Origin of the sequence: Arthrobacter sp. IK3 (genome assembly GCF_051337705.1) — a bacterium.
In the GTDB taxonomy this organism is placed as follows: domain Bacteria; phylum Actinomycetota; class Actinomycetes; order Actinomycetales; family Micrococcaceae; genus Arthrobacter_B; species Arthrobacter_B koreensis.
On the sequence record NZ_JBPPSW010000014.1, the window covers coordinates 88,376 to 108,388 of the forward strand.

The 20,013-nt window shown below is 66.0% G+C and carries 16 protein-coding genes and 2 riboswitches; of the genes, 8 read left to right on the forward strand and 8 right to left on the reverse strand.

Translation table 11 applies throughout. The annotated features are described in order from the left end of the window. Window positions 1–177 precede the first annotated feature (177 nt). From ACSLGO_RS16930 to ACSLGO_RS16945, 4 genes are all read right to left on the reverse strand, one after another. Complete coding sequence (locus ACSLGO_RS16930; protein WP_091607756.1) at window positions 178–966, reverse strand: NlpC/P60 family protein; 789 nt, start codon at window positions 964–966, stop codon at window positions 178–180. A gap of 30 nt (window positions 967–996) precedes the next feature. After that, window positions 997–1,803 carry an NlpC/P60 family protein gene (locus tag ACSLGO_RS16935; protein ID WP_091607759.1) on the reverse strand — a complete coding sequence of 269 codons (807 nt, stop codon included), beginning with the start codon at window positions 1,801–1,803 and terminating at the stop codon, window positions 997–999. A 3-nt stretch (window positions 1,804–1,806) separates the two neighbouring features. Beyond that, a riboswitch (cyclic di-AMP (ydaO/yuaA leader) is annotated at window positions 1,807–1,963 on the reverse strand. A gap of 125 nt (window positions 1,964–2,088) precedes the next feature. Further along, on the reverse strand, window positions 2,089–2,853 hold the full coding sequence (locus tag ACSLGO_RS16940; protein ID WP_091607762.1) for a M23 family metallopeptidase: 765 nt from the start codon (window positions 2,851–2,853) through the stop codon (window positions 2,089–2,091). Window positions 2,854–2,856: 3 nt separating this feature from the next. Beyond that, window positions 2,857–3,066, reverse strand: a riboswitch (cyclic di-AMP (ydaO/yuaA leader). Window positions 3,067–3,151: 85 nt separating this feature from the next. Next, complete coding sequence (locus tag ACSLGO_RS16945; RefSeq protein ID WP_091607764.1) at window positions 3,152–3,853, reverse strand: metal-dependent transcriptional regulator; 702 nt, start codon at window positions 3,851–3,853, stop codon at window positions 3,152–3,154. 224 nt (window positions 3,854–4,077) lie between these two features. Here ACSLGO_RS16945 and serC point away from each other — a divergent pair, with 224 nt between their 5' ends. After that, on the forward strand, window positions 4,078–5,202 hold the full coding sequence (gene serC, locus ACSLGO_RS16950; RefSeq protein ID WP_152275311.1) for a phosphoserine transaminase: 1,125 nt from the start codon (window positions 4,078–4,080) through the stop codon (window positions 5,200–5,202). Window positions 5,203–5,250: 48 nt separating this feature from the next. Here serC and ACSLGO_RS16955 read toward each other — a convergent pair whose 3' ends face one another. Genes ACSLGO_RS16955 through ACSLGO_RS16965 form a run of 3 tightly spaced genes read right to left on the reverse strand, consistent with a single transcriptional unit; the run spans window position 5,251 to window position 7,470 of the window. Beyond that, window positions 5,251–6,546, reverse strand: coding sequence for an MFS transporter (locus ACSLGO_RS16955; protein ID WP_436401540.1), 1,296 nt, complete (start codon window positions 6,544–6,546; stop codon window positions 5,251–5,253). A gap of 54 nt (window positions 6,547–6,600) precedes the next feature. Then, a complete protein-coding gene (locus ACSLGO_RS16960; protein WP_152275313.1) occupies window positions 6,601–7,071 on the reverse strand; it encodes a DUF3027 domain-containing protein in 471 nt (156 codons plus the stop codon). A gap of 15 nt (window positions 7,072–7,086) precedes the next feature. Then, entirely contained in the window at window positions 7,087–7,470 is a 384-nt protein-coding gene (locus tag ACSLGO_RS16965; RefSeq protein ID WP_091607783.1) for a cold-shock protein, read from the reverse strand. 229 nt (window positions 7,471–7,699) lie between these two features. Between ACSLGO_RS16965 and ACSLGO_RS16970 the strand changes: the two genes are divergently transcribed. The 7 genes from ACSLGO_RS16970 to ACSLGO_RS17000 all read left to right on the forward strand — a co-directional run bounded on the left by ACSLGO_RS16970 (window position 7,700) and on the right by ACSLGO_RS17000 (window position 18,091). Continuing rightward, window positions 7,700–7,981 (forward strand): hypothetical protein, encoded by a 282-nt coding sequence (locus tag ACSLGO_RS16970; protein WP_091607788.1) that lies wholly within the window; start codon window positions 7,700–7,702, stop codon window positions 7,979–7,981. 40 nt (window positions 7,982–8,021) lie between these two features. Beyond that, window positions 8,022–10,457, forward strand: a complete 2,436-nt coding sequence (locus ACSLGO_RS16975) for a helicase-associated domain-containing protein (RefSeq protein ID WP_263128286.1) — start codon at window positions 8,022–8,024, stop codon at window positions 10,455–10,457. Beyond that, window positions 10,450–12,096 carry a DNA repair helicase XPB gene (locus ACSLGO_RS16980; protein WP_091607799.1) on the forward strand — a complete coding sequence of 549 codons (1,647 nt, stop codon included), beginning with the start codon at window positions 10,450–10,452 and terminating at the stop codon, window positions 12,094–12,096. Before ACSLGO_RS16975 ends, ACSLGO_RS16980 begins: the two co-directional genes overlap by 8 nt. 152 nt (window positions 12,097–12,248) lie before the next feature. Next, entirely contained in the window at window positions 12,249–14,843 is a 2,595-nt protein-coding gene (locus ACSLGO_RS16985) for a LuxR C-terminal-related transcriptional regulator (protein ID WP_436401542.1), read from the forward strand. Window positions 14,844–15,415: 572 nt separating this feature from the next. Further along, a complete protein-coding gene (locus tag ACSLGO_RS16990) occupies window positions 15,416–16,126 on the forward strand; it encodes a response regulator transcription factor (protein ID WP_091607814.1) in 711 nt (236 codons plus the stop codon). Window positions 16,127–16,129: 3 nt separating this feature from the next. After that, on the forward strand, window positions 16,130–17,614 hold the full coding sequence (locus ACSLGO_RS16995; RefSeq protein ID WP_325787701.1) for a sensor histidine kinase: 1,485 nt from the start codon (window positions 16,130–16,132) through the stop codon (window positions 17,612–17,614). Between the two features lie 186 nt (window positions 17,615–17,800). Further along, a complete protein-coding gene (locus tag ACSLGO_RS17000) occupies window positions 17,801–18,091 on the forward strand; it encodes a WXG100 family type VII secretion target (protein ID WP_091607820.1) in 291 nt (96 codons plus the stop codon). A 206-nt stretch (window positions 18,092–18,297) separates the two neighbouring features. On the opposite strand, the gene groL is transcribed toward ACSLGO_RS17000, so the two are convergent. Beyond that, the gene (groL, locus tag ACSLGO_RS17005; RefSeq protein ID WP_091607823.1) at window positions 18,298–19,935 is read right to left on the reverse strand and encodes a chaperonin GroEL; all 1,638 of its coding nucleotides are present in this window, start codon (window positions 19,933–19,935) and stop codon (window positions 18,298–18,300) included. Window positions 19,936–20,013 lie beyond the last annotated feature (78 nt).

A 20,013-nucleotide genomic window follows, 5' to 3' on the forward strand; every position in this document is an offset into this window, starting at 1 on the left:
TACTTCGAATGTTCACTGCAAGGGTAAGCCGCCGGGGCCGTTCCCGCCATTAAAGGGGTCCGAGTTGGCCTGATCGCGCCGGGCCGCCGTCCTGCAGGCGCCGGATAGGACCTTGCCGGAACGGCAGAAGGGCCCTGCCGTTCCCGGCAAGGCCCTTCTCTGTGTCATTCGTGCGTCTTAGCCGCCGACGCGGATGTAAACTCCGCCGGAACCGAGCTCAGCAGGTGCAACCACGGTCTGGTTTCCGAAGAAACCGCCATGGACGGCCTGGCCGTTGCCCACGTAGACAGCGATGTGGGCCATGCCCATGCCGCCGTCAGCGTAGTAGATCAGGTCACCGGGAATTGCTTCCGCGGCGCTGACCGTCCGGCCCAGGGAAAGGTAACCGGCAGGCCAGCCGTGGTAGTTGATGCCCGCTGCGGCCAGCGCGTTGGTGGCAAGCATGGTGCAGTCCTGCATGACGCCCAACTGGGCATACGCAGCTGCGGCGATGGTTGCCGCGACGCCTGAGGAAGACGCGGCGGGTGCAGCAGCCGGTGCAGCCTGGGCTGCGGCCGGTGCTGCGGCAGTGTTGGCTGCAGCAGTGTCGCCAGCAGCGGTGCTGTTGTCCGCAACTGTTTCCTGTACGGCCGGAGTGTTCACTTCCTGGGACTGGACGGTGACCTCGGGAGCCACCGTTACGCCCGGAACGGGAGTGAGCGTCAGGTTGGGTCCGATTGCATCGGCCGGAACCTGGAGCGGGATGGAGGACAGATCCAGCTTGCTGGTCTGCACATCGCGTGAGATTTCCGGTCCGGCCGCGTTTGCGGCAACGCCGGTGCTCAGGACGAGGCCGGAAGCAGCTGCGATCACTGCTGCCTGACGGCCAACGGTACCTGCGTTGCTGACGGCATCGGCAAGAGCGGTCAGGGACGCGTTTCGCTGCACGGGCGCGCGGTGGCGCGCACGCTCAGTTGACGTGGTCATTTTTCTCCGTTGTTTCTGGAAACTGAGCGATTAGCTGACGCGGACGAAGCTTGCGCCCGGCAGGTCAGACAGGGAGTGCAGGCCGGTGTTCATGCCGTTCAGGCCACCGCTGATGACCTGGCCGTTACCGACGTAGATAGCAACGTGGCCGCCGGTGATAACGAGGTCGCCGGCCTGGGGGCTGCCGACAACGGTGCCGTAAGCGAAGAACTGGCCGGGAGCCAGGTCGCCAACAGACTTGCCAACCGAGCGCAGTGCCTTCTCGACCATGGCGGTGCAGTCCTGTGCCACGCCAATCTGGGAGTAAGCGGATGCGACCAGGCCGGCGGCAACGCCGCTGGCGGCTACGGGAGCGGAGGAGGCGGTGGTGACCTCGCCGGCAGCCGGAGCGGCCGGGGCAGCGGCCGGAGCGGCCTGGGCGGGAGCTGCGGCCTGCTGTGCGGCGGCGGCCTGCTCCTGTGCTGCTGCGGCAACAGCTGCGGCTTCTTCAGCGGCAGCCTGCTCGGCAGCGGCGATCTGTGCGCGGGTCTCGGCTCCGGAAACGGAACCGGCCAGCGGCTGGACCGGAAGTTCGAACGGTGCCTGCTCGGAAACCGTCACGGTTCCGTTCGAGGTCACAACGTTAAGGGGGGTGGATTCAAGGGCCTGGCGGTCGGTCGAGACCGGGGCTGCCTGGGCCGGCATACCTGCGGCCAGGACGAGGCCGGAAGCAGCGACGACGACGGCGGCCTGGCGACCTACGGAGCCTGCGTTGGCGGTAACAGCTTTGGACAGCGCGGTAAACGGAGTTACCGGCGCAGTGGCGGCACGACGGCGGCCGGAATTGACTGATGACACAGTTTTGCCTCTCCCAATGCCTACGAGGTGAGCTGTCGGATTCGGATGGGAGTCACCCGGTTGCTGGACTGCTAGGTCCGGCAACTTAACCCCAAGGGCTTCTTACGAAACCCGAAATTGGTTCCCCCGCCTCTGCCATGCGATTTTGCGAACGGATCTCGGACAGTGGCAGAGCTCGGCAATCTGTTCGAGAGTGTCTGATCTTTGGCGAATCAGGCACGGTGACGAGAATATAACAACATCACTGAAATGTCACGCTCAGGTCACGAAAGCGTGTTGGAGCGGTCACAACCAGCCCAGGGGGTCGACGGGAGTGCCGTTTACGAGTACTTCGAAGTGCAGATGGCAGCCGGTTGAAGCGCCCGTGGTGCCGCTGGCACCCACCAGATGGCCGCGCTCCAGGGTGTCCCCAACGGAGACACTGATGGCGGAGAGATGGTTGTAGGTGGTTTCAACGCCGTTACCGTGATCCACCACAACGCGGTTGCCGCCGCCCAGTGCATGCCAGCCGGCTGACTTCACCGTGCCGGCCGCAGCCGCGGTCACTTCGGTGCCGCATGCTGCGGCGAAGTCCTGGCCCGTGTGCAGTTCCCCGGCGGTGCCGGTAATGGGACTGACCCGGTAGCCGAAGGAGGACGTCTGGACCAGGTCCGAACTCAGCGGGGTGGCCAGCGTTCCCTTGGCCGCGGCCGGGATCACGTCCGTACCGGCCACGGTCAGGCTGCGGAGCTTGGCATCCGGATCAAACTTGGAGCTCAGTGCGGTCCGCTCGAAGTCCAGGACAGCGTTGGCGTCCGCGGAGACCGGGTCTGCGGCAACCGGCTGCGGCTCGACAGCCGGATCGGTGGCTGCCGCCGTCGTCGGTACCGCTACCGTCAGCACCAGCCCGGAGGCGGCAGCGGCAATGGCGAACTTCTGGGCAGCTCCGCCGATGGGGCGGTGTACGGGTTCGGCGCGGCGCCTTCCGGTGGTCCGGACGGCGGTGCGTGGGCGCAGTTCAGCAGCTGGCGATTCAGCCCTGCGCCTGCCCGAAGCAGCATGCTTCGACAAGTGTTTCCCTCTCTAACAAGCCTGCGAAGTTAGCTGTCGGATTCGAGTAGAGAAACTCGGCCCACGACGCACGTACAGTCCGGTGAGGATTGTGCCGTGCTGCTCGAAGGGCTTCACCCCAAGACAGTAATACTGCCGGTTGGTGGGTCCTCCGCCCCTGCCCGCGAACGGTTGCACCTGCGGTCCAGTGGCAGGGTTAGGCTGTTGGACCGGTGAACGGTGTTGTTGCTGTAGTCAGATGCCACTATAGGGGAAAAAGCCCAAAAGATACCATTCCGTTATCTGGAGCGGCGGCAGGTCACGAAGCGGGCGCGGAGACAAACACGTGCGAAGCCACTTCCGCGGGCAGTTCCAGGGCACCCTCGATGCCCGGCACGCGGACGGAGATGTAGCCTCCCACCACCTCGGCGGTGATGGTGGCACCCGGACGCAGGCCGGCTTCGTCGAGCTGGGTCAAGAGCTCCGGATCCACCTGGATCGGTTCGGCCAGGCGTTCAAGGAGCATTGGCTGACCGGCGCTGACCTCCGATACAGCGGAGAGCAGGTCCCGGTACGGAGTAAGCGGCTGGAGTGCTGCCTCCCCGCCAAGGGCTTCCAGGCCCGGAATCGGATTGCCGTACGGGGACTCCGTGGGCTTACCCAGCAGGTCATACAGCCGGCGCTCCACCCGCTCGCTCATGACATGTTCCCAGCGGCAGGCCTCGTCGTGGACATAGGCCCAGTCCAGGCCGATCACGTCTGCCAGCAGGCGCTCAGCGAGGCGGTGCTTGCGCATGACTTCGGTGGCGCGCCGCCGTCCAAGGTCCGTCAGTTCAAGCTGACGGGTACCGGAGACCACCACCAGCCCGTCCCGTTCCATCCGGCCAATGGTCTGGGAAACGGTGGGACCGGAGTGGCGCAGGCGCTCGGCGATCCGGGCCCGCAAAGCCACGATGTTCTCTTCTTCCAGCTCAAGGATCGTCCGAAGATACATCTCAGTTGTGTCGATGAGGTCCGTCATGACCAGCCACTCCTAGCAATCGTGCAAAAGAGAATCACCACAGCGGCGCAGAACGCGCCGGCAGTTTTGTTTCCACGTTAGCCCATGGCCGCAAACCCGGCTGAATTACCGCATCTGCTGATCCCGTGCCCGAGGGCCGGTCATAAATAGGACCGGGACGGGCACGGGGTGTTGAATGGAAGGGTACGTGAAGCACCCTGCCAACCCGCTTGGAGCATACAGAAATGGGCGATACCGCCGTTACGATTCCCGCTGAACTTCTCCCCAGGGACGGGCGCTTCGGAGCCGGTCCTTCCAAGGTCCGTCCGGAGCAAATCCAGGCGCTGTCCGACGCCGGAACCAAGCTGCTCGGAACATCCCACCGCCAGGCCCCGGTCCGGAACCTTGTGGGAAGCGTCCGCGAAGGCCTCTCCCACCTCTTCTCCGCGCCTGAGGGCTACGAAGTTGTCCTCGGCGTCGGCGGTTCCACTGCCTTCTGGGACATTGCGTCCTTCGGCCTGGTGGAGAATAAGGCCCAGCACCTGTCATTCGGCGAATTCGGCTCCAAGTTCGCCGCGGCCACCAACAAGGCACCGTTCCTTGCCGCATCCAGCATCATCAAGGCCGAGCCGGGCACGCGTCCCGAGGCGGTTGCCGAAGAGGGCGTGGATGTCTACGCCTGGCCCCAGAACGAAACATCCACCGGTGTGGCCGCTCCGGTCCGCCGCGTTGCAGGCGCCGACGAAGGTTCGCTGGTCCTGATTGACGCCACTTCCGCTGCCGGCGGCCTGGACGTGGACCTCGCGGAGTCTGACGTGTACTACTTTGCTCCGCAGAAGAACTTCGCTTCCGACGGCGGACTGTGGCTGGGCATGTTCTCCCCCGCAGCGCTTGAGCGCGCCGCGCGGATCAATGCCTCCGACCGCTGGATCCCGGATTTCCTGAACCTGCAGACCGCTGTGGACAACTCCCGGCTGAACCAGACGTACAACACGCCCTCGCTCTCCACCCTGGTAACCCTGGATGCGCAGATTCAGTGGCTGAACTCCAACGGCGGGCTCGGTTTCGCTGCGGCCCGCACTGCGGACTCCGCAGGCCGAATCTACTCGTGGGCGGAAAAGTCCAGTGTGGCTTCGCCGTTTGTCAGCCGCCCGGAGGACCGCTCCAACGTCATCGCCACCATCGACTTTGACGAGTCCATTGACGCGGCGGCCATCGCCAAGACGCTGCGTGCCAACGGCATCGTGGATGTGGAGCCCTACCGGAAGCTGGGACGCAACCAGCTGCGGATCGCTACGTTCGTTGCCATTGAGCCGGACGACGTCAGTGCCCTGCTGCAGTGCATCGACTACGTGATCGAGCACTCCTAGCCGATCCGCCCGGGCCTGCGTAAGGCCGCAGAGAGGACCCTGGCCCCGCTAGCGCGGGCCGGGGTCCTCTTGTGTCAGGTCCGCGGTGTCCTCGCTGGCGCTGCTCGTCAGGTAAAGGCGCCGGCGCATGGAGCGGTCGTAATGCAGCCGCAGGTGGTGTGAACGCCAGGCCCAGACAAGGCCAATCACGGCGGTGACCAGGCCGGAGGCCGCAGCGACGCCCAGGCTCCAGCGGGGGCCGAACGCGTTGGAGACCCATCCCACAATTGGGGCGCCCAGCGGAGTGCCGCCCAGGAAAATCGCGAAGTAGAGCGCCATGACCCGGCCCCGCATCACCGGCGTGGTGGTGGTCTGGACGTAGGCGTTGGCGCTGGTCATCAGGGTCAGTGCGAACAGTCCCACCGGGATGAGGGACAGCGCGAAGATCCACAGGTTCGGTGACAGTGCGGCGATCAGGCAGGCAACGCCGAAGGCGCCGGCCGCACCGAAGATGAACCGCAGCCGCGGTTTGTCCCGGCGGGCTGAAAGCAGCGCACCGGCAACCGAGCCGATGGCCATGATGGAGTTCAACAGGCCGAAGATTCCGGCGTCCTGGCCGAATTCGGTGCGGGCCATCGCCGCGATGTACACCGCGAAGTTCAGCCCAAAGGTACCCACTATGAAGATGGCCAGCAGGACCATGATGAGGTCCGGCCGGTACCTCACGTACTTCAGGCCGGCCCGGATCCTGCCCTTGCCCGGCGGTGCCTTGGGCAGCACGCGCAGCTCTGCGGACCGCATCTTCAGCAGCGCCAGCACCATGGCGGCGAAGGTCACGGTGTTAATGAGGAAGACCCATCCCGGGCCTACGGCCACGGTCAGCAGGCCCGCTGCCGCCGGACCCACCATGCGGGCGCCGTTAAAGGAGGCGCTGTTGAGCGCGACGGCGTTGGGCAGGTTCTCTTCGCTGACCACCTCGGAGACAAAGCTCTGGCGGGCCGGCGCATCGATGGCCGAGACCACGCCCAGGGCCAGCGCGAAGGCATAGACATGCCACAGTTCGGCGTGGCCGGAGAGCACCAGCAAACCCAATCCAGCGCCCAGGGCGGCCATGGCCACCTGCGTAGTGAGCAGGACCTTCCGCCGGTCATAGGTATCTGCGACCAGTCCTGCCCAGGGTGCAAGCAGCAGTTGGGGGCCCAGCTGGAGCGCCATGACGACACCCATCGCAGCGGCATCCTGGTTGGTCAGGATGTCATAGACCAGCCAGTCCTGCGCGGTGCGCTGCATCCAGGTTCCGATGTTGGAAACCAGTGCTCCGAGGAACCAGATGCGGTAGTTGAAGATGCGGAGGGAACGGAACATGAGGGTTCACTTCTCCCTTCCGGGATCGTGAACCGCGTTCCGTGCACTCACTGCTTAGTCGTCCTCCGTTGCCGCAGGCGTGGCTGCGGATTCTTCCTCCGGCGCAGCCGCCGCCGCTTCCCGTTCCTTCTCTGCTTCCTGCGCTGCCACGTCTTCCGGACGGACACGCATGGACCACGGCACCCATTCCGGAGCCAGGACGGCCTCCGCCGAGGGCAGCAGTCCCACTTCACAAACCGTCGCGGCCTTGCCGCGGGGAACCCGGGCCACGGTGGCGAACCATTCCCACCCGCGGTAGCCGGGCCGATTGGCCCGGAACCGGTGGGTTACCAGCCGGTCCGCGTCGGGAACGGCACTGACCCACTCCCCTATCTGTTCTTCCGGCACTACTTCCAGCAGGCCGGCGCGGGCCGTCGCCACGGCAGCGGCAAGTACCGCGTCCGGCTTGGACGGCTTGCGCGGAGGCTTCCGCGCGGCAGCAGGCTTCGGCGTCTCTTGGGTATCGCTCGCTTCGGTGGTTTTCACTCGGTGGTTCTGTCCCTATGCATCAAGGTCGTCTGCAACAGCCCGCAGCACCGCAGCCACCTTGGTTGCATGCTTCTTCTCCGGGTACCGGCCCCGGCGCAGTCCATTGGAGATGCCATCCAGCAGTTTAATGAGGTCTTCGGTGATGACGGCCATGTCATCCGCGGGCTTGCGGGTGGCCTTCGCCACCGACGGCGGGGCCTCCAGGATGCGGGCAGAGAGCGCCTGCGGGCCGCGGCGTCCGTCTGCGACGCCGAATTCCATCCGGGTCCCGGGCTTCACCTCGCTGACACCAGCGGGAAGCGCAGAAGCATGCAGGAAGACTTCCTGGCCGTCGTCAGTGGCCAGGAATCCGAATCCCTTGCCAGTGTCGAACCACTTGACCTTGCCGATGGGCACTTCGCTTACCTCGTTCTTAGGTGTCGGGTGCGGGCTTTCGACCGCATCTGGTGATGAAAGGGGTGTTACGTCCGCGCGTATCCGTCTTCCGGAGTCCAGTCGGACCGGCGGCGGACGCCTGTTGAGATACTACGGGGAAGAGTCTTCCCTTTAGAATATCCCGAGCCCCCTAATGCTGGGCCCGCCCCACTTTGGGCTGGCCGGTTTTTAGCTGTTAGCGTTAAAGACCATGGAGCACCTGGGCCCTCACCACGCAGATTCAGCAGACGGCACCGCCGCGCAGGGCACAGCACGTAAGAAGCGCTCACCCCTCCGCCTGCCGGCAGGCATACTGGCCGCAGCTCTTGCCGTGGCCGGCGTCGGAAGCCTTGCCGCCCTGTTGCTGGAGGCACTTCGCGGAGAGGCAGTCTGGCCCGGATTCGCTGCGGGCGCGTTCTACTGCCTGCCCCTGGCCTTCCTCATGATGGCGGGGCTGGTAATTGACTCAATCGTGCGGCGGCGCCGGGGTTAACCCGTTTGTTTTCGGTGCCACTCGGGTAACGTATTGGACGATGTCCGCGATCCGAGCCTTGGCCGAAGACCTTGAAGCGCGCAGTGACGAACAACTGCGTGAACTCCTCCTCGCCCGGCCGGACCTGGCGCTTCCTCCGGTGCCGGATTTCCAGGCGCTGGCAGCCCGGGCCTCAACGCGCATCAGCGTACAGCGTGCGCTCGAAAAACTCACGGCACCCCAGCTCCAGGTACTCGAGGCACTGGATCTGACCACCAACGAAGACTCGCACCTGAGCACCACCGCGTCCTGGCTCAAGGCATCCATTTCCGGATCTACCATCAAGGCGCTGGACGCGATCCTCGGCTACCTCCACAGCCTTGCCCTGCTGCGCCGGGCTACGCCGCATCCCGGAGCTCCAAAAGCCGACGCCGGACGCCGGTTCTACCTCCCGGTTTCGGTTATGGGCGAAGCGCTGGGTGCCTACCCGGCCGGCCTTGGCCGGCCCTATTCCACCTTGGCCGCGCAGCAGCCGGACTTCGGACAGCGCCTTGTGGGAATAGTCGAAGGGCTGCGCCAGCGTGGCCTTCCCATCGAAAAGGCAGACACGCCCTCCACGGCGGCGCACTCGCTGCATCATCTGGTCTCGGATCCTGCCGGGTGGGAGGCCCTGCTGGCCGATGCCCCTCCGCAGACCAATGAACTCCTCCGCCGCTTCAAGTACTCGCCGGTGGGAACCATTCCGCGCAGGGCTGCCATTAGCCGTGCCGTCCTGGAGAATCCCGCCCCCACACCCGTGGAGTGGCTGGTGGCGCACGGTCTCCTGGTGCCGCTGGATGCCCTGCACGTTGAACTTCCCCGGCCGGTGGGACAGGCGTCCCGCGGCCATGTGATCGTTTCCGATTTCCAGTTGGATCCCGTTCCCCCAACGCCGCGCCCGGTGCCGCAAGCCCTGCGGGACAACGCGGCCTTCGGTGCCGTGGCGGAAACCCTGCGGCTCGTTACCGAACTGCTGGCCCTCGCTGCCGAAGCACCGATCGGCACGCTGCGGTCCGGCGGGGTCGGGGTGCGTGAGGTCCGCCGCGTCTCTGAGGCCCTGCGGCTGGATGGAACCGCTACCGCCTGGCTGCTTGAGCTGGCCGCGTTGTCCGGGCTCCTGGTCCTGGACGCGGCAACGTCCCGCTGGGGCACCGCGGAAAGCGAATGGCACACTCTGGACCGGGAGCTGCAGTGGCAGCACCTGGTGCGTGCCTGGCTCGAGGCAGAGCGGGCGCCTTCACTTGTTGGCGGACCACTGCCAGGGGGAGGATCCGTCAACGCACTGGCTGCCGAACTGTCCCGCCCTGATGCGCCGCTGGTCCGCCGTCGAATGCTGGAAATGCTCTCGTCCCTCGCCGCCGAGGAAACCGTGGAGGAAGGCCAATCCGGCGCCTATGACGCTGAGGACCTGATCAGCGCGCTGACCTGGTACCAGCCGCGGTTGCAGCGCCGCTTCGCCCGGCTTGTGCCCGGCATCCTGAAGGAAGCCGCGCAGCTGGGACTGCTGGGGTCCGGGGCCATGACCGAGCTTGGCCACGCCGTCGCCGCAGGAGATATGGACCGCGCCGTGGACCGGCTTCGGGCGGCGCTGCCCGAGCCGCTGAGTTCCTTCCTGCTGCAGGCCGACCTCACGGCCGTCGCTCCGGGCTACCTCGATCCCAAGGTTGCCCGGCAGCTGGCCCTGCTGGCAGACGCCGAGGGACAGGGGCCGGCAACGATCTACCGTTTCTCCGCGAACTCGGTGCGCCGCGCGCTGGACGCGGACATGGACGCGGCGTCGATCCTTGAGTTCCTGGCACATTACTCCGCCACCGAAGTGCCGCAGCCCCTGCGCTACCTCGTGGAGGACACCGCAGCCCGGCACGGACGCATGCGCATCGGCGCAGCGTGGTCCTACCTGCGCAGCGACGATGAACCCGGGCTGAACGCCCTGATGGCCGATCCCCGGGCCGCCGTGTTGGGCCTGACCCGCCTTGCGCCCACCGTGATCGCCTCCGCGGCGACGCCGCAGGAACTCGCGCTGGCTATCCGCAACCTGGGCTACGCGCCGGTCATGGAGGGGCGCGCCCGTGAAGCGTCCGGTTCCCATGCCCGGCCGCCTGTCCCTGCGCCGTCGTCATCCGCCACGCGCGTCAACCAGTGGGAACTCACCGAGGAAGACCTCGAGGCGCAGCTCGCTGCGCTGCGCGGGCGCGGCCCCGCCGTGGCCGCCAAGCCGGACGAATCGGTTCCCCTCGTGGGGCTGGAGACCCTCCGCAAGGCCATCCGCACCAAGAGCTCCGTCCGGATGGGTGTGGTGGACAGCCAGGGGAATGAACGCCAGGAGATCTTCGTTCCCCTATCTGTCAGCGACGGGCGGGTGCGGGTCTTCGACCCCCGCCGGGACGTTGAACGCGTAGTGTCGATACATCGGATAATGGATGTGGAAATAGTGGAGGGCAGCCCAGCACATGGTTGACGGACCGTTGATCGTCCAAAGCGACAAGACCATCCTGCTGGAAGTGGACCACCCCTCGGCCGTTGAGGCCAGGCACGCGATCGCAGCGTTCGCTGAACTCGAGCGGGCCCCCGAGCACATCCACAGCTACCGGCTGACGCCCCTGGGGCTCTGGAACGCGCGGGCCGCCGGGCTGGACGCCGAACAGGTGCTCAATACCCTGCTCACGTACTCCCGTTTTCCGGTGCCGCACACGCTCCTGGTGGACATTGAAGAAACCATGTCCCGCTACGGGCGGCTGCGGCTGGAAAAGGACCCCCAGCACGGGCTGGTTCTGCGCACCAATGACTACCCCGTCCTCGAGGAAGTCCTGCACGCCAAGAAGATCCAGCCGCTGCTCGGTCCGAGGATCGACGGCGAGACCGTGGTAGTGCAGTCCGCGATGCGCGGCCAGCTAAAACAGCTTCTGCTGAAGCTGGGCTGGCCGGCGGAAGACCTGGCCGGGTACGTGGACGGAACACCACATCCGATCCTGCTGGATGAAGACGGCTGGGCGCTGCGCCCCTACCAGAAGCTGGCCACGGAGAACTTCTGGGCCGGCGGGTCCGGAGTCGTGGTCCTGCCCTGCGGTGCCGGCAAGACACTCGTCGGCGCTGCCGCCATGGCCACCAGCTCCACCACCACCCTGATCCTGGTTACCAACACCGTTTCGGCGCGGCAGTGGAAGGACGAGCTCCTCAAGCGCACGTCGCTCACCGAAGACGAGATCGGCGAGTACTCCGGCGCCGTCAAGGAAGTCCGTCCGGTCACCATCGCCACGTACCAGGTACTCACGCTCAAGCGCGGAGGTCTGTATCCGCACCTCGAACTGCTGGACGCCAATGACTGGGGCCTGATTATTTACGATGAGGTGCACCTGCTCCCGGCACCGATCTTCCGTATGACGGCAGACCTGCAGGCCCGCCGCCGCCTGGGCCTGACTGCAACACTGGTGCGCGAAGACGGCCGCGAGGGCGAAGTGTTCTCGCTGATTGGCCCCAAGCGCTACGACGCCCCCTGGAAGGACATCGAAGCGCAGGGCTACATTGCACCGGCGGAGTGCATTGAGGTCCGGGTTGACCTGCCGCGGGATGAGCGCGTTGCCTATGCCATGGCCGAGGACGGGGACAAGTACCGTCTGTGTTCCACGTCGGAGACGAAGTCCAAGGTGGTTCAGGACCTGGTGCGGCGGCATGAAGGGGACCAGGTCCTGGTGATCGGGCAGTACATCGATCAGCTGGATGAGCTGGCGGAGCGGCTGGAGGCACCGGTGATCAAAGGTGGAACGCCTGTCAAGGAACGCCAGCGCCTCTTCAGCGACTTCCGCGAAGGGAAGCTGAAGACCCTGGTTGTGTCCAAGGTGGCCAACTTCTCCATCGACCTGCCGGAAGCCTCGGTAGCCATCCAGGTCTCGGGGTCCTTCGGTTCCCGCCAGGAGGAAGCCCAGCGGCTGGGCCGCCTGCTGCGTCCGAAGGCCGACGGCCGGGCCGCACACTTTTACACCGTCGTCGCGCGGGACACCCTGGACCAGGACTTCGCTGCGAAGCGCCAGCGCTTCCTGGCGGAGCAGGGCTACGCCTATTCCATCCAGGACGCCGCGGATATCGAAAAGCCCGCCTAACCGAGGCACCGGATTTCCCGTCCCGCCTCATGCGTCCCGGCAGCGTCACATAATGGCGCCCGCGGATTGGCAGCGGATATCTTGAAAATGCTTCCGGGCGCGCTTCCGCGCGGCTTCGGGCATCCACGTCCCGCCGAGCCGGATCCTGCCACATGCCGCACTTCGCCGTAGTCCCGGGCCCCCCGCGCCCGAATCCGCTCGTTCTCTCCCGCGCCAGGCTGCTCCGCGCGCTCGACGACGCCGCTGCTGCGCCGCTGACGATCCTGCGCGCTCCGGAGGGCGCTGGTAAAACCACTCTTCTCCAGGACTGGACCGCTGCACGGGAGCGGACTGCAGCCTGGGTTTCGGCCCGAAGGAGCCCGCTGGCTCCCGCGGAACAGTCCGCCGGCCCGTCCGCCGCCTTCCTCGCCGCGCTGCTTGCCGGGGCGTTCGATGTACAGGACCCGGAAGAGGCGGTCCTGGTTGAGGAGGTGGCACGGGAGGCGGCCGACGGCGCTGGGCTCGGTTCCGTGCTTCCCCGGCTGGCACATCTGGCTGCCAGGAACCTGCTGATCCTGGAGGACCTCCATCTCGCCACCGGCTTCCCGGCTGAGGACCTGCTGCTGGACCTCCTGCGAGCGATGCCCGGCCTGCGGATCATAGCCAGCACGGCGTCCCTGGGGAGTATCGAAGTGCGCAGGCCGCTTCTCGAACTGGACATCGCGGTGATCGGTCCGGCGCAGCTGGCGTTCACCACGGAGGAATGCGAACACGCCCTGGCCGGTACCACGCTGCAGGACCAGGCGGAGGAGGTCCAAAGACTGACCGGCGGACTGCCGCGCTGGGTTCGATTTTTGGTCCTCTCCTCCTCCGCCGCTGCGCGCAGCCGTCCGGGACGGCAGCTTTCCGCCGTGCTGGACGCCGGGGCTGCGGACCTCGCTGCTCTGTTGTCCCCGCCCGCTGTCTCCGCCGGATTCGCCGAGTTCCTGCTGGGTGCCTGCGTGCCGGAGGAGCTGCCTGCCGCCCTGGCAGCCCGTATAGGCGGCGTGCAGGACGTGGAGGAGATGCTCAGCGACGCTGAACAAAGAGGCTTCCTCACCCGCACAGCCGACGGCGGCGCCGCGGTAATCCCGCTCCTGCGCCGCGCCGTCCTGGCCAGTGCGGGTAAGACGTCCCCGGCACCTCTGCACGCCCTGCAAGAACTCTGCGGACGGTATTTCCTGGCGCAGGGACAGCCCCTTGTAGCGCTTCGCCACGCTATGGCGGTGGATAGCCTGGACCTGGCCACGGACGTCATCCGTCACCATGCCCTGGAGCTGTTCACGTTTCACGGTCCCGAGACGAGGAAGCTCCTGGAAGGCGTTTCCCTGCGCCGGCTGGCCCGGCATCCGGCTCCCGCCCTTGCCCTCGCTGTCCTCTACAACTCCTCAGCTTTTCGCCGCATTCGCGGTGCGGAACTGGCAACCCTGGCGATGTCCGGCGCACGGGCCATCTTCCGGTCCATGCCCGCAGCCGAGCGGTTGCTGCTCATCCTGGTTGAGGCAGTCACCCTTCGCGGGAGCGGCCAGATAGATAAGTCAGCGGCCCGCGCAAGGACCGGGCTGCAGACCTACCTGGAAATGCCGCTGGCCGAACGCGAGAGGATCGGCCCGCTCGAATCCGTCGCCATCGCGCACCTGGGAATCTCACTGTGGCGGGACGGGGCCACGGAGGAAGCCGAAAACGCGTTCACACGGGCGGCTTCACTGGCAGCGGCGCAGCACCAGCCGGACTATGAAGGCTACTACCACTCCCTCAGCGCCTGCATCCTGGCCGGCCGCGGTGACCTGACCGGCGCTGCCCAGTTCCTGCAGCGCTGCAGCAACCTGGGCTGGGGCAGCGGCGAACTGCATCATTATTCGGTAACGCCCCTTCGGCTGGCCCAGGCGATGACCGCGCTGGAGGTTGGGGAACCCGCTGCCGCCAAAGCAGCCCTGTCCGGCGTCCTGGACCAGGCAGACACCATGGAACTGTGGCCGCGGGTCAGATACCTGGACGCCCTCGCTGACCTGGCTGCAGGCAACCCGGCACCGGCCGCTGCACGGCTTGAAGAAGTCCTCGCCAACAAGTCCGGGCTTCCGCCCATCAGCGGGCCCGAACACGCGCTGCTGGTCCGGGCGCAATCACTCCTGTTGCTGGCGGGCGGGCTGCCGGGCCGAGCCCTGGCTGCAGCCCAAAGCCTGCCCACCCCCGAACGGGACATGGTGACGGCACGTATCCATCTCGCAACCGGACAGGCCGGCAAGACCCTCAGCACCGTTATCCGGTCTGGCGCCGGTGGTTCGCTCCGTGAGCAGGCAGAGGTGGCAGGACTGTCGGTTGCTGCCCGTCTGCAGCTGGAATCCGGGTTGGCACCGGGGGTGAAACTGGAGCTTGCCCGTTTGTCGGTGCTGTACCGGGAGCACGGCCTCAGGCTGTCCACGGCACTCCTGCCCGCAGCGGATCTTGAACGCGTTCGGAACGCCGCCGCGGCAACCGGGCACGACGTCGGGCTGGACCCCTTTCCGAAGAACGTCATTAACAGCACGGCGGGCATGCCTGACCTGACACCCCGTGAGCTGGCGATCCTGAACTCGCTGGTCCGGTCGGGTTCCCTCGCTGAGATAGCAGGCATGCACTTCGTTTCAGTAAACACGGTCAAATCGCAGCTCCGCGGGCTCTACCGCAAGATCGGTGTCGCCGGCCGGGACGAGGCTGTGAATGAGGCGCTGCGCAGGGGCCTGCTCTAGCCGGGAATCCAGGCTCCGCCAAACGAAGCCTGGATTCCCGCAGGCGGCCTCCGGGCGTTGGGGTACCGGGTTGCCGCTGTGTGCCGGGGGGCGCCGGGTTGGGGTCCGGCCGCGCTCCGGCGGTTCTGGGGTCAGGCGCTGGTTGCAGCCTGGGGTGGCGGAGTCTCCTGCGGCCGGTAAAAGCTCACGGGCCAGTGTCCGGCGATCACGGCACGTACCGGGGCAGTCCCCAGCGGTCCAGCCTCGGCGGCCCCACCGTCGCGAACCGCCGGTCTGGCCGCGGAGAGCCCGTCCAGGGGCAGCACCGCCCCGGCGTCGTCTTCGGCCCGAGGGACCAGGCGGTGCCTGTACCCAGGCGAAGTTCCCAGCATCTGTTTTCCGCTTTCTCCGGTACGTCCGCGCTTGCGCTTTCACCCAATACTCTCGTTCGGCGGGTATCGAGTGTCCGGATCAGGCAGGGTTTCATCCTGCACTTCACCCCACCCGGCTGGCTCAAAGCTCCCGCTATCCATCCAGCAGACGCTGAGTTAGCATTCAGGGAACCATCAGCCAAATGCTAGAAACTAGGACACGTGACTAAATCTGCTCCTGAGGCCAGGCTCCTTGTTGTCGATGATGAACCCAACATCCGTGAGCTGCTCTCGACGTCGCTGCGCTTTGCCGGCTTCGACGTCGTAGCTGCGGGTAACGGCCGGGAAGCCCTGGCCGCAGTTGATGAGCACAGTCCGGATCTGGCTGTGCTGGACGTGATGCTGCCGGATATGGACGGCTTCACGCTGACCCGCCGGCTGCGCGCGGCGGGACGCCACTTCCCGGTGGTGTTCCTGACGGCCCGGGACGATACCGAAGACAAGGTCACCGGCCTCACCGTGGGCGGGGATGACTACGTCACCAAGCCATTCAGCCTCGACGAGGTTGTGGCCCGGATCCGAGCCGTCCTGCGACGCACCCAGCCCCTCGATGACGACGACGCCGTGATCCGGGTAGAAGACCTGGAGCTCGACGACGATGCGCACGAGGTGCGGCGCGGCGGCGTCACGATCGAACTGTCCCCCACCGAGTTCAAGCTGCTCCGCTACCTGATGCTGAACCCCAACCGGGTCCTTTCCAAGGCGCAGATCCTCGACCACGTGTGGGAGTACGACTTCAACGGCGATGCGTCGATTGTCGAGTCCTACATCTCCTACCTTCGCCGTAAGATCGACAGCAGCCCGGATGCCCCCGCCCTGATCCAGACCAAGCGCGGCGTGGGTTACCTGCTGCGCACGACGGAGAAGCGCTAAGCCTTGCTCCGCCGCTGGAAGTCCGCCTCGCTGCGTTCGCAGCTGGTGGTCATCATGGCCGTACTGATGGTGGTGACCGTCACCATCACGGGCCTCGCCACCATCTATGTCCTGCGCCAGATCCTCATCAGCCGCCTGGATACCGATATCCAGGACAACGCGGGTGCGATTTCCCGGTACCTGGTCTCCGGCAGCCCCACCACTGACGCCTCCCTTTTCCGTTTCTACGGTCTTTACCTGAATGAAGATGGAAGTCACGGACCGGAGACCCACTCCGAGCCGACCTTTGATATCCCGGTTATTGACAACCTGACCGCAGCGGACGTTGATGCCATGGGAGGACGGGGATTCGACGTCCCCGGTACGGCACCCGGCAGCAAGGGCTGGCGGGTGATGGTCTTCCACATTGCCAATTTTCCCGGCTCGATAGCCGTCGCCGTGCCGCTGGATTCGGTAGCCGAAACCGTGGATGAAGCGGCGTCGCTGGTCTTTTCGGTGGGATTGCTGGGAACGCTGGGAGCTACCGGAATTGCCTACTGGGCCGTGACCCGCCAGTTCAGGCCCCTGAGCCAGGTGGAGAAGACGGCGGCGGCCATTGCCGCCGGGGATCTTTCCCGCCGTGTCGAAGTGGGCAATCCTGCCACCGAAATCGGCCGGCTTTCCCGGTCCCTTAACGCCATGCTGGCGCACATCGAAACGGCCTTCGCCGCCCGGACTGCCTCTGAGCAGAAAATGCGCCGGTTCGTCCAGGACGCGTCCCACGAACTGCGCACTCCGCTGGTGACAATCCGCGGCTTCTCCGAGCTTTACCGGCAAGGCGCGCTGCAGAAACCCGAGGACGTCAGCGCCGCGATGGGACGTATCGAGAGCGAGGCCAAGCGCATGGGCCAGCTCGTGGAAGACCTGCTGACACTGGCACGCGTGGATGAGCAGCGTCCGCTGGAATACGGTCCGGTGGATCTGATGATCCTGGGCAACGACGCCGCCCTGGACGCCCGTGCCAGCGCACCGGACCGGGACATCCGCGTGATTGGCCTGGACGGCAGTGCACCGCGCAGTGCACCCACCATGGGTGACGAGGCAAGGCTGCGGCAGGTGGTTGCCAACCTGATGACCAATGCCCTCCGGTACACCCCGGCCGGCAGCCCCATCGAGGTGGCCGTCGGTGTGGCACCGGTGATCCATGACCGCATGGACGCCGTGCTGGAAGTCAGGGACCACGGTCCCGGAATCTCCGAAGAGGATGCCGCCCGGGTCTTCGAGCGCTTCTACCGGGCGGATTCCTCCCGATACCGCGAAACCGGCGGCACCGGCCTGGGGCTGGCAATCGTGGCGGCGCTCGTGGCGCAGCATGACGGCACCGTCCGGCTCACGGAAACCGAGGGGGGCGGTGCCACCATGTCCATTCGCCTTCCCTACAATTCCCCCGACGGTGCGCCGGAGCACGAGCCCGCCGAAGACGAGGACGGGGACCACCCCGAGAACTAGCCCAACGATGGCTTGACCGGCTGTGGGCCCACCTGCCGCGCACCGTTCCTGCACAGCTTGCGCCGCACTGCCCCGCGGGCCCGGGCTGTGTACGGCCGAACGGCGTGCAGGCCGCCTTTTGCGTTCCGCACGTAGCGTTCCCTGCCTAGGACCGCACCGGGCGGTCCCTGGAAGCGGAGGCGATCCATGGCTGGCTTTTTCGTAGACAGCGACATTCTGGCGGCCCGAAGTGCCGAAGTCCGGGGGACCATCGAACGGCTGCAGGCAGACGTCAACGCCATGCAGGCGAGCTTGGTCTCGCTGGGCGAATCCTGGCAGGGCCAGGCTGCGGCAAACTTCCAGCTGCTCATCACGGACTGGAGGGCAACCCAGGCCCGCGTGGAGGAATCCCTGGCCAGCATCAACCAGGGGCTCGCCTACGCCTCGGCACAATACGCCGATACAGAGGCTGCGAATACGGCGCTCTTTATGCGCTAGCCGGGCGCTGGTGCGGCGGGCCTGTTCGGACGCTCGTGCACCGGGTCAACTCAGAGGGCACGCGAGCCCTTGTGCAGGGCCCGCCCCGGGGGGGGAAGGCAGGACCGCTGCAGCACGTTCTGGACACAACGCAGGAGCGCGGCACCCGAAGGTACCGCGCTCCTGTGCAGAGGCATTCAGCCGGGCGAACCGGCCGGGGATGGGGACTAGAAGCCGCCCATGCCGCCCATGCCGCCCATGTCGTCTCCGCCACCCATTGCCGGTGCAGCCTTTTCGGGCTTGTCGGCAACGACTGCTTCGGTGGTGAGGAACAGGCCGGCGATGGAAGCCGCGTTCTGCAGGGCGGAACGGGTTACCTTGACCGGGTCATTGACGCCGGCGGCCAGCAGGTCTTCGTACTCGCCGGTGGCGGCGTTCAGGCCGAAGCCTTCTGCCAGACCGCGGACCTTGTCCGCAACAACACCGGGCTCGAGGCCTGCGTTGAAGGCGATCTGCTTCAGCGGAGCGTCGATGGCAACCTTGACGATGTTCGCGCCGGTTGCTTCGTCGCCTTCCAGAACCAGGTTGGCGAATGCCTTCTGGCCGGCCTGGATCAGGGCGACGCCGCCACCGGCGACGATGCCTTCTTCAACAGCAGCCTTGGCGTTGCGCACGGCATCTTCGATGCGGTGCTTGCGTTCCTTGAGCTCAACCTCGGTTGCGGCACCGGCCTTGATGACTGCAACGCCGCCGGCCAGCTTGGCCAGGCGCTCCTGCAGCTTCTCGCGGTCGTAGTCCGAGTCGGAGTTCTCGATTTCGGCACGGATCTGGTTGACGCGTCCGGCGATCTCTTCGGGGTCACCCGCACCTTCGACGATGGTGGTCTCGTCCTTGGTGACAACAACCTTGCGTGCCTTGCCGAGCAGATCCAGCGTGGCGTTCTCAAGCTTGAGGCCAACTTCCTCGGCGATGACCTGCCCACCGGTGAGGATGGCGATGTCGGCCAGCTGGGCCTTGCGGCGGTCGCCGAAGCCCGGAGCCTTGACGGCAACGGACTTGAAGGTGCCGCGGATCTTGTTGACAACCAGGGTTGCCAGGGCCTCGCCCTCAACGTCTTCGGCAATGATCAGCAGCGGCTTGCCGGACTGCATGACCTTCTCGAGGACGGCCACGAGGTCCTTGACGGAGGAGATCTTGGAATTGACGATCAGGATGTACGGGTCTTCGAGGACCGTTTCCTGGCGCTCTGCGTCGGTGACGAAGTAGCCGGAGATGTAGCCCTTGTCGAAGCGCATGCCCTCGGTGAGCTCGAGCTCCAGGCCGAAGGTGTTGGACTCCTCGACGGTGATGACGCCTTCCTTGCCCACCTTATCCAGCGCTTCGGCGATCAGGTCGCCAATCTGCTGGTCACCGGCGGAGATGGAAGCCGTAGCCGCGATCTGTTCCTTGGTCTCGATTTCCTTGGCGGAGGAGAGCAGTTCGGCCGTGACGGCGTCGACTGCCTTCTCGATGCCGCGCTTCAGGCCGAGCGGATCAGCACCGGCAGCAACGTTGCGCAGGCCTTCCTTGACGAGTGCCTGGGCGAGGACGGTTGCCGTGGTGGTGCCGTCGCCTGCGACGTCATCAGTCTTCTTGGCAACTTCCTTGACCAGCTCAGCGCCGATCTTCTCGTACGGGTCGTCCAGCTCGATCTCCTTGGCGATGGAAACACCATCGTTGGTGATCGTGGGGGCGCCCCACTTCTTCTCGAGTACGACGTTGCGGCCACGCGGGCCGAGGGTGACCTTGACGGCGTCGGCGAGGGTGTTCAGGCCCCGCTCGAGGCCGCGGCGTGCCTCTTCGTCAAATGCAATGATCTTGGCCATAACGGCTATCGTCCTTCCGGAACAGTCATGCTTGGATTCTGCATTCCTGGCTGGAGTGCCCGCGACGGACGGGCCTGG

Coding starts and splice junctions, on each gene's coding strand:
- ACSLGO_RS16930 (WP_091607756.1), bottom strand. CDS start 966: ATGACCACGTCAACTGAGCGTGCGCGCCACCGCGCGCCCGTGCAGCGA.
- ACSLGO_RS16945 (WP_091607764.1), bottom strand. CDS start 3,853: ATGACGGACCTCATCGACACAACTGAGATGTATCTTCGGACGATCCTT.
- serC (WP_152275311.1), top strand. CDS start 4,078: ATGGGCGATACCGCCGTTACGATTCCCGCTGAACTTCTCCCCAGGGAC.
- ACSLGO_RS16955 (WP_436401540.1), bottom strand. CDS start 6,546: ATGTTCCGTTCCCTCCGCATCTTCAACTACCGCATCTGGTTCCTCGGA.
- ACSLGO_RS16970 (WP_091607788.1), top strand. CDS start 7,700: ATGGAGCACCTGGGCCCTCACCACGCAGATTCAGCAGACGGCACCGCC.
- ACSLGO_RS16975 (WP_263128286.1), top strand. CDS start 8,022: ATGTCCGCGATCCGAGCCTTGGCCGAAGACCTTGAAGCGCGCAGTGAC.
- ACSLGO_RS16980 (WP_091607799.1), top strand. CDS start 10,450: ATGGTTGACGGACCGTTGATCGTCCAAAGCGACAAGACCATCCTGCTG.
- ACSLGO_RS16985 (WP_436401542.1), top strand. CDS start 12,249: ATGCCGCACTTCGCCGTAGTCCCGGGCCCCCCGCGCCCGAATCCGCTC.
- ACSLGO_RS17000 (WP_091607820.1), top strand. CDS start 17,801: ATGGCTGGCTTTTTCGTAGACAGCGACATTCTGGCGGCCCGAAGTGCC.
- groL (WP_091607823.1), bottom strand. CDS start 19,935: ATGGCCAAGATCATTGCATTTGACGAAGAGGCACGCCGCGGCCTCGAG.